Source organism: Streptosporangium sp. NPDC003464 (genome assembly GCF_053588315.1).
The window spans coordinates 1-9,060 of the sequence record NZ_JBSFPS010000351.1; the positions used below are offsets into that span (position 1 = coordinate 1).

Consider the following 9,060-nt stretch of genomic DNA (forward strand, 5'->3'; position numbering starts at 1 on the left):
CGACCATCGGGTCGTTGTCGACGTACGCCACCCGTGCCTCGGGCGCGACGGCGTGGACGATCTCGTGCACGTTTCCCCGTGTCGGCAGGCCGCAGCCGATGTCGACGAACTGCCGGATGCCGGCCCCGGCGAGGAAGCGGACCACCCGGGCGAGGAAGAGGCGGCCCTCTCTGGACATCGCGGGGAGCTCGGGGGCAAGTGCGAGCGCCGCGTGCGCGGCCGCCCGGTCGGCCGCGAAGTTGTCCTTGCCGCCGAGGAAGTAGTCGGCTATCCGGCCCCCGTTGGGGACCGTGGGGTCGAACTTCGGGCGTTCGGTCTTCGACGGCACCATGTCATCTTCCATCCGGCCGGTGCGGGTTGAGCGGACAATATCCATCCTTCACTGGATATGGGGCATATTCCGCGAATCTCCGCTGCCGGGCGTGGTGTCTGTCAGTGGCATGCCTCCAGATGGCGCCCCGTCCTCGGGGGGAGGCTGAAGGCCGCCCACACGGCCTTGCCCCGGCTCTCCAGTGGCGCCCAGCCCCACATCTCGCTGACCCCCTGGACGAGCTGGAGGCCGCGGCCGTTCTCGGCCTCGAAGTCGGGCTCGCGCAGGCTGGGGCCCTGGTCGCTGGGGTCGGTGACCGCGCACAGCACCGAGCGGCCGGTATGGCAGAGGATGACCCTGACCTCCTGCCCGCGGTGGCCGTTGACCCCGTCCCGCACGCCGTGCCGCACGGCGTTGGTCACCAGTTCGGAGACCACCACGCCGGTGTCGTCGATCAGGCAGGCCAGCTCCCAGGAGCGCAGCGCGGCGGAGGCGAACTCGCGGGCGGTCCGTGCCGCGCGGGGATCGTGGCGCAGGCTCCGCACGGCCATCTGGAGCTGGTCGACGTGGCTGTCGCCGTCCGCCCAGGGCGGCAGCCCGCTCGGCGGGAGCAGGTGATCGAGCATCGACAGCCACCGCTCCCACCCGCCGATCTCCGTCTGGATGGGGGTGGCTCGGGCTTGATGTCTTTGGTGACCAGTCATCGGTGACCTTGGGGAGGGGGGTGATCGTGTGACAAAGATGATCCGTCTAGTCATCTTGCCCGCCATGATGTGCATAAGCAAGTACAGATGCACGTGCATATGCACAAAGCCCTATGCTTGTGGTGAGGTTTCCCTCCCTAATCGGTGAGAGGCGAGGATGAATCAGCTGTACAACGGCATGCCTGCCGTGCTGCTGGACGGGATCGTCTGGCGCAAGAGCCACTTCAGCAACCCCAGTGGAAACTGCGTCGAGCTGGCCACGCTGCCCGGCGACGCGGTCGCGATCCGCAACTCGCGAGACCCGGAGGGGCCCGCGCTGATCTACACCCGGCGCGAGCTCGACGCCTTCGTGCGGGGCGTGAAGGGCGGCGATTTCGATGATCTGATCATCTCAATTGATTGAAGAATGAAATTCCATGTGGCCGGGAAGATATGACCGGAGTACGGTGAAGGCTCGCGACGGCCACAAAGAGTGGGCGGGGGCTCGCGTTCCGCGCTCGAAGGAATGTAAATGATCACACCTCACGCCGGAGGCGAGCCGGTCCCCCCGACCCCCATGGCCATGCCCCGGGGGAGTTCGACGGTGCTGAGGATCGTGCTGGGCGCGCAGCTCCGGCGGCTCCGCGAGCAGCGTCACATCACCCTGGAGGAGGCCGGCCACGCCATCCGCGCCTCGCACTCGAAGATCAGCCGGATGGAGCTGGGCAGGGTCAGCTTCCGGATCAGGGACGTGGCCGACCTGCTGACGCTGTACGGCGTCTCGGACGAGGACGACCGGCAGGCGCTGCTGGCCCTCGTCGGGCGGGCCAACGTCACCGGGTGGTGGCACAACTACAACGACGTCCTGCCGAGCTGGTTCGAGACGTACGTGGGCCTGGAGGAGTCGGCCACCGGCATCCGCAACTACGAGGTCCAGTTCGTCCCCGGCCTGCTCCAGAGCGAGGGCTACGCGCGGGCCGTCATCCGGCTGGGGTTCCCGGCCGCCTCCGAGGAGGAGCTGGAGCGCCGCCTGCGGCTGCGCCTGGCCCGCCAGCGGCTGCTGCGCAGTGCCGAGCCGCCCCACCTGTGGGCGGTGCTCGACGAGGCGGTGCTGCGCCGGCCCCTGGGCGGGGCCGAGGTGATGCGCGGCCAGATCGACCACATCCTCCAGGCGCTCGAACTGCCCAACGTGACCGTCCAGATCGTGCCCTTCAGCGTCGGCGGCCACGCCGCGGCCGGTGGGCCCTTCAGCATCCTGCGCTTCTCCCAGCCCGACCTGCCCGACGTGGTCTACATGGAGCAGCTCACCAGCGCCGTATACCTCGAGAAGCGCGACGACGTGGACCGCTACCTCGAGGTGATGGAGCGCCTGTGCATCGAGGCCGAGCCGGCCTCGCGCACGCGGGAGATTCTCGCCCGGATCCGCGAAGAGCTGTAGGAGCGGCCACAGAACGGCCGGGCAGGCAACCGTCCGGGCCCGCCGTACGAAGATGGTCAGATGAGATGCCTCGTGACCGGAGCGACGGGATACATCGGCGGACGGCTCGTGCCCGAACTGCTCGACGCGGGCCACGACGTGCGGTGCATGGTGCGCTCGGCCGGCCGCCTGCGCGACCAGCCGTGGGTCTCCCGCGTGGAGACCGCCGAGGCCGACGCGGCCGACGCGGCCCGGACGAGGGAGGCGCTCGGCGGCGTCGACGTCGCCTACTACCTCATCCACACGATGGGCGGGGGACGGGGCTTCGCCGCGGCCGACCGCCGCGCGGCCGCCACGTTCGCCGCCGCGGCCCGGGAGGCGGGGGTGCGCCGCATCGTCTACCTGGGCGGCCTCGCCCCGGACGAGGACCTGTCGCCCCACATGCGCTCCCGCGCCGAGGTGGGGGAGACCTTCCTGCGTTCCGGGGTGCCGGCCGTGGTGCTGCGGGCGGCTGTCATCATCGGATCGGGCTCGGCCTCCTTCGAGATGCTGCGCTACCTCACCGAGCGGCTGCCGGTGATGACGACGCCGCGCTGGGTGCGCACCAGGACGCAGCCCGTCGCGATCCGCGACGTCCTGCGCTACCTCGTGGCCTGGGCGGCCGTCGAGGAGGAGGTGAACCGCTCCTTCGACATCGGCGGCCCGGACGTGCTGACCTACGCCGACATGATGCGCGGTTACGCCGAGGTCGCCGGGCTGCCCCAGCGGGTGATCATCCCCGTCCCGATGCTCAGCCCCGGCCTGTCGAGCCACTGGGTGGGACTGGTCACCCCCGTCCCGGCGAACATCGCCCGCCCGCTGGTGGAGTCGCTGCGCAACGAGGCCGTCTGCGGCGAGCACGACATCGCCGGCTACGTCCCGGACCCGCCCGAGGGGCTGATCGGGTTCCGGGAGGCCGTCACGTTGGCCCTGCGGCGGATCAAGGAGGCGGAGGTCCTCACCCGATGGTCCTCGGCCTCGACGCCGGGGGCGCCGAGCGATCCGCTGCCCACCGACCCCGACTGGGCGGGCGGCAGCCTCTACGTCGACAGGCGGGCCCGCCGTGTCGAGGCGTCCCCGGGGGCCCTCTGGGAGGTGATCGAGTCGATCGGCGGCGAGCGGGGCTGGTACTCCCTGCCCGTCGCCTGGCGTGCCCGGGGCCTGCTCGACCGCCTCGTCGGAGGCGTGGGGCTGCGCCGCGGCCGCCGTGACCCGCGGCGGCTCCGCGTCGGGGACTCGGTCGACTTCTGGCGGGTCGAGGAGGTCGAGCCCGGCAGCCTGCTCCGGCTGCGCGCGGAGATGCGCCTGCCCGGTCTGGCCTGGCTGGAGCTGAGCGTGCGCCAGGACCGGGGACGGACGGTGTACGGCCAGCGCGCGATCTTCCATCCCCGGGGGCTGGCCGGCCACCTCTACTGGTGGTCGATCTCGCCCTTCCACAGCCTGATCTTCGGCCGGATGCCGGGCAACGTGGCGGCCGCCGCCGAGCGCGGCGACGCGTCCGTCTGAGGGACGGGCCCGCAGGCCGCCGCGGCACCACAGCGACCGGCGGGCGGCCGAGGATCGGACGGGCGGAGACCTCACGGTCCCACAAGGGCGTCGATGACGTCCTCGTGGCTGATCCCCTTGTGGGCGAAGTGGCCGGCCGTGGCGAGCTCGGCCAGGCCGTGGGCGGTGGACAGCAGGGCCATCACCCCGGCCTTGGGGGCGGCCTGGCCGCCGGTGGCCTCCAGGTCCAGCGCGGCCATCACCTCGTCGATGGCCTGCTCCAGCTCCGGATGGTGGCCGATGAGGAACTCCGAGGCGAACACGAGCCGGTATTCGTTGCGGTGGCCCAGGGCGTACTCGACATAGCTGGTGTAGAAGGCCCGCAGCCGGTCTCGGCGGCCGGCCTCCTCCAGGACCGCTCCGGCGACGTGCGCGCTGAGGTCGACGATGACCCGGACGGCGAGGGCGGCCAGCAGCGCGGTCTTGTCGGCGAAATGCCGGTAGGGGGCCATGCGGGACAGGCCGGTCAGGTCGCCGACCGCGCGCAGCGTCACGGCGTCGAGGCCCTCCTCGCGCAGCAGGCTCAGCGCGCTCTCGACGAGCCTGGTCCTGGTGTCGTCCACCACGTCGTTCACCCTCTCACACGCTCCCCTGTTGACATCGTCAACATAGTGTGCTGACACTGTCAACATGATGTTGACGACGTCAACAGGAGAGCTATGAAGATCATGCTGAACGGCGCCCCCGTTCTCGTGGACGCCGACCAGGACGACGTGACCGTGGACGTCCTGCGTGAGCGGCTCGGCCTCACCGGGGCCAAGGCCGCCTGCCGTACCGGGGTCTGCGGAGCCTGCACGGTCATGGTGGACGGCACGCCGCAGGCCGGCTGCCTGCTGCCGGCCGTCGCGGTGGAGGGACGGGAGGTCACCACCGCGGAGGGCCTGGACCATCCCGTCCAGCGGGCGTTCGCGGTCCACGACGGCCTGCAGTGCGGTTACTGCACCCCGGGGTTCGTGGTGGAGGCCGCCGCGTTCGTGGACCGCTGGCGCGCCGAGCACGGCGACACCACGCCACCGCGCGAGCGGATCGCCGCGGCGATGGCCGGGCACCTGTGCCGCTGCGGGGCCTACGAGGGCATCCACGCGGCGATCGCGGCCGCCTGCCGCGGCGAGCACGACGCCGGCACCGGGACGCCCGCGCGGGTGGAGGCGATGGACAAGATCACCGGCCGGGCCCGCTACACCACCGACATCCGCCTGGACGGCCAGCTCGAAGGCGTGATCATCCGTTCCACGGAGGCGCACGCCCGGGTCACCGGCGTCGAGGTGGACGGCCCGCACACCGTCGACCTGCTCCCGCCCGACCGGACCGTCCGATACGTGGGCCAGCCCGTCGCCGCCGTCGCCGCCCCCACCCTCCGCCAGGCGCTGGCCATCGCCGAAGGCGCGCGCGTCGCCTACGACCCGGTCCCCGCCGCCCTCGACGACGCGCCCGACGCCCCGCCCGTGTACGACGAGCGGAGCAGGAAGCACGCTCCCAGCTCCAGCGAGGGGCTGAACCTGCCAGGCGGCTGGAACGGCAACGTCAAAGGCCCCTTCGCCATGGCGGGCTGGCGCAGCCGTACCGCGCTGAACCGGATCGAGGCCGCGCGGCGCCGCGCCGACCCCCGCCTGGTGACCGGGACGTTCACCACGGCGGTGCAGGTGCACACCCCGCTGGAGCCGCACGCGTGCGTGGCCCGCTGGGACGGCCCCGGCGAGCTCCACCTGCACCTGTCCACCCAGACGGTGGGGCTGGCCGCCGAGCAGGTCGCCAGACGCTGGGGTCTCGCCGTGGACCGGGTCCACATCGTCGCCGACCACGTCGGCGGCGGTTTCGGCGCCAAGACGGGGGTCACCGCCGAGACGGTCGCGGCGGTCGAGCTCGCCCGGGTCTGCGGCGCGCCGGTGCGCGTGGTGCTGAGCCGCGCCGAGGAGCTCACCGACGCGGGGAACCGGCCCGGCACCCGGACCAGGCTCGCGCTGCTCACCGACGACAAAGGTGACCTCGCGGCCCTCGCCATGGACGTCCGCGGACGTGGAGGGGTGGCGGTCGGGTCGGCCGTCGCGGTGCTCGCCCGCCTCATGTACGGCACGGCGCCCCGGATGCTCCGCGACTCCGACGTCGTCACCAACGAGCCGCCCGGCACGCCGTTCCGCGGGCCCGGGGCGGCGCCCATGCTCTGGGCGCTGGAACAGGCCGTGGACGAGGCGGCCCACCGCCTGGACGAGGACCCGATCGCGCTGCGCCGCCGCTGGGACGGCAACCGCAAGCGCCACGCGCTCTACGACTGGGCGGCCGGCCTGCCGGTCTGGCTCGACAGGCCGCCGACCGGCTCGCAGACGGGCAGGTTCCGCCGGGGTGTCGGGGTGGCCGCCGCCAACTGGGCCTACATGCTCGATCCGGCCACCGAGGTCGAGCTGGAGGTCCAGGGGGACGTGGTCGTCGCCCGCACGACGGTCCAGGACATCGGGACCGGCACCCGTACCGTCATCGCCGGCGTCCTGGGCGAGGAGCTCGGCCTGCCCCCCGGGCGGATCCGCGTGGAGATCGGCAGGACCGGCGCCGTGCACGGCCCGCCCTCCATCGGCAGCCGCGCCACGGCCTCGGTGGCTCCGGCCGCGCGGGACGCCGCGCGGCGCCTGCGGGCGCAGGGCCTGGCCGACGGACGCAGAGTCGTGGGCAGGCGCCGCGGCGACCGGCGCGGCTACCTCACGCCCGTCGCGGTGGCCGGCATGGCGCTGGGCCGCGGGTTCAGCGGCTCCGTCCACGTCACCGAGGTCGAGGTCGACACCCGCCTGGGCGTGATCAGGCCGCTGCGGGTGTGGGCCGGGATCGCGGTCGGCCGCGTCTACGCCGAGCAGCTGGCGCGCAGCCAGTGCGAGGGCGGCGTCGTCCAGGGCATCGGCTACGCGCTGCACGAGGAGCGCCACGTCGACCCGGTGACGGGGGCCGTGCTGACCGCGAACCTGGAGGACTACCGGATCCCCGGGATCGGGGACACCCCGGAGATCACCGTCCACTTCCACCAGGACGGGTGGGACCACGTCAACGGCGGAGGCGTCGGGGTGGGCGAGATCTCCACGATCGGCGTGGCCGCCTCGGTCGGCAACGCCGTCCACAGCGCCACCGGCTGGCGCCCCCGTGACCTGCCCGTCCGGCCTGACCGGCTGCTCGAAGGGATCAGACGTTGACCGCCCCCACCGCCACCGGCTGGCGCCCCCGTGACCTGCCTGTCCGGCCTGACCGGCTGCTCGAAGGGATCAGACGTTGACCGCCCCCACCGATCTCGGCCAGGCCGCCGGACACGCGGGCGAGTTCCGCGCGGGTGGCACCGACCTGATGGCCCGCCGCCCGGCCGGGCCGTACGTGGACCTGCACGGTCTCCCCGGCCTGTCCGGCCTCACCTGGCGGCCGGACGGCTCGGCCCGGATCGGCGCGCTGACCACGGTCGCGGAGCTGGCCGGCGACGCGCGGCTCCGCGCCGCCCATCCCTCCCTGGCGCTGACGGCGGAGGCCCTGGCCACACCCCAGATCCGGGCGGTGGCCACCGTCGGCGGCAACCTGCTCCAGCGCAACCGCTGCTGGTACTACCGCAACCCGTCCTTCTCCTGCCACCAGAACGGCGGTGACTCCTGCCCGGCCCGCGCGGGGCTCACCCTCTACTCCGCGGTGATCGAGACCGGCCCGTGCGTGGCCCCGCACCCGTCGTCGCTGGCGATGGCGCTGCTCGGATGTGAGGCGTCCGTCGAGGTGCGCGGCAGGGAGCCGTTCCCGGTCGGCGAGCTGTACGGCGACGGCTCCGATCCGGCCCGCGACCACCTGCTCGGACCGGGCGAGATCCTCGTCGCGATCGACCTGCCGCCGCCCGTGCCGGGGGAGCGGGCCGCCTACCACCGCGCGATCGGCAGGTCCGAGGCGGAGTGGCCGCTGGTGGAGGCGGTGGCGCGGCTGGTCCTGGCGGAGGGGAGGATCACCTCCGCCGCGGTGGCCGTGGGCGGCGTCGCCCGCGTCCCCCTGCGCCTGCCCGAGGTCGAGGAGGCGCTCCTGGCCGGTGAGCCCCTCGACCGCGCGGCCGGCCGGGCCGCCGCCCGATGCTCTCCGACGGCCCAGAACGGCTACAAGGTGGCGCTGCTCACCGGGACGGTCCTGGAGGTGCTGGAGCGCGCCTCAGGAGCGGCCGGGGGCCGGTCCTGAGGCGCGCTCCGGGGCTCAGAAGTACTTCGGGAAGAGGTCGGTCGTCGGCCAGGTGGTGACCTTGCCGATCTCGGCGTTCATGCGCGGGCTGAGCACGTCGAAGTCGAGCGAGCCGGTCTCCTCCCGCCGGTTGAACAGGGCCGCGTAGGTGAAGCCGTTCTGCAGCCGGGCGAGGTAGGTGTAGGTCCCCGGCAGCGATCCGTTGTGCCAGGTGTTGAGGTGGCCGGGGACCTGGCGCACGTACCAGCCGCCGCCGTACCACCATCCGTCGCCGCTGACGCCGATCTCCGGCTTGGCGAACAGCTTGGCGATCGAGGTCGCGTCGAGCACCGGCCCGGCGGCGTCGAAGACCCGCGAGAACCGCACCAGGTCGACCGCCGAGGCCAGCCAGCCGCCGCCGGCTCCCCGGTTCTCCATGCTGAAGCCGCCGTAGGGAGCCGGCGTCACCGTGCCCGACTCGTCCATGACGGTCTTGCCGGTGTACTGGGAGGAGTAGACGACCTCGGTCGGCGCCGCCGCCGACCGCAGGGTGCGGCCGAGCCGCATCCGGGTGATGCCGACCGGGGCGAGGAGCTTCTGCTTGACGTAGGACTCGTAGCTCGTGCCGGAGACCTTCTCGATGATCCGGCCGAGCAGCATGTAGCCGTAGTTGCTGTAGGCCATGCGCGTACCCGGGGCGAAGTCCAGGGGCCGGCCGCCGGCGTAGCGGATGATGTCGTCCTGGCTGATCGGCAGCGGCACGTCCAGCGTGGCGGAGATCTGGTGGTCCAGGTACAGGTAGTCGTTCGAGATGTCCCGGTCCCAGCCGCCCAGGTGCTGCATCAGGCGGAGCACGGTGACCTGCGCGAGGCGCGGGTCGGCCTCGGCCGACAGGCCGAGCAGCGTGGTGA

Annotated in this window: 9 protein-coding genes; 5 read left to right on the plus strand and 4 right to left on the minus strand. The window is 72.8% G+C overall.

Features of this window, described 5'->3' with window-relative positions:
• Both ACWDS7_RS43675 and ACWDS7_RS43680 read right to left on the minus strand, forming a co-directional pair.
• Nucleotides 1-343: SAM-dependent methyltransferase (locus ACWDS7_RS43675; RefSeq protein WP_451934091.1), on the minus strand; the 343-nt coding region annotated here is incomplete at its 3' end.
• Between the two features lie 89 nt (nt 344-432).
• Nucleotides 433-1,014 carry an ATP-binding protein gene (locus ACWDS7_RS43680; RefSeq protein ID WP_306869689.1) on the minus strand — a complete coding sequence of 194 codons (582 nt, stop codon included), beginning with the start codon at nt 1,012-1,014 and terminating at the stop codon, nt 433-435.
• Between the two features lie 157 nt (nt 1,015-1,171).
• Here ACWDS7_RS43680 and ACWDS7_RS43685 point away from each other — a divergent pair, with 157 nt between their 5' ends.
• The 3 genes from ACWDS7_RS43685 to ACWDS7_RS43695 all read left to right on the plus strand — a co-directional run bounded on the left by ACWDS7_RS43685 (nt 1,172) and on the right by ACWDS7_RS43695 (nt 3,955).
• A complete protein-coding gene (locus ACWDS7_RS43685; RefSeq protein ID WP_306869692.1) occupies nt 1,172-1,417 on the plus strand; it encodes a DUF397 domain-containing protein in 246 nt (81 codons plus the stop codon).
• A gap of 108 nt (nt 1,418-1,525) precedes the next feature.
• Nucleotides 1,526-2,431 (plus strand): helix-turn-helix domain-containing protein, encoded by a 906-nt coding sequence (locus tag ACWDS7_RS43690; RefSeq protein WP_306869694.1) that lies wholly within the window; start codon nt 1,526-1,528, stop codon nt 2,429-2,431.
• Nucleotides 2,432-2,491: 60 nt separating this feature from the next.
• A complete protein-coding gene (locus ACWDS7_RS43695) occupies nt 2,492-3,955 on the plus strand; it encodes an SDR family oxidoreductase (RefSeq protein WP_451934092.1) in 1,464 nt (487 codons plus the stop codon).
• Nucleotides 3,956-4,026: 71 nt separating this feature from the next.
• Here ACWDS7_RS43695 and ACWDS7_RS43700 read toward each other — a convergent pair whose 3' ends face one another.
• A complete protein-coding gene (locus tag ACWDS7_RS43700; RefSeq protein ID WP_451934093.1) occupies nt 4,027-4,569 on the minus strand; it encodes a TetR/AcrR family transcriptional regulator in 543 nt (180 codons plus the stop codon).
• A gap of 84 nt (nt 4,570-4,653) precedes the next feature.
• On the opposite strand from ACWDS7_RS43700, the gene ACWDS7_RS43705 reads away from it, so the two are divergent.
• On the plus strand, nt 4,654-7,167 hold the full coding sequence (locus ACWDS7_RS43705; protein WP_451934094.1) for a molybdopterin-dependent oxidoreductase: 2,514 nt from the start codon (nt 4,654-4,656) through the stop codon (nt 7,165-7,167).
• Nucleotides 7,168-7,243: 76 nt separating this feature from the next.
• On the plus strand, nt 7,244-8,170 hold the full coding sequence (locus ACWDS7_RS43710) for an FAD binding domain-containing protein (protein WP_451934095.1): 927 nt from the start codon (nt 7,244-7,246) through the stop codon (nt 8,168-8,170).
• Between the two features lie 15 nt (nt 8,171-8,185).
• Here the strand turns inward: ACWDS7_RS43710 and ACWDS7_RS43715 are convergent.
• The coding region (locus tag ACWDS7_RS43715; RefSeq protein WP_451934096.1) for a serine hydrolase domain-containing protein at nt 8,186-9,060 on the minus strand (875 nt) is incomplete at its 5' end.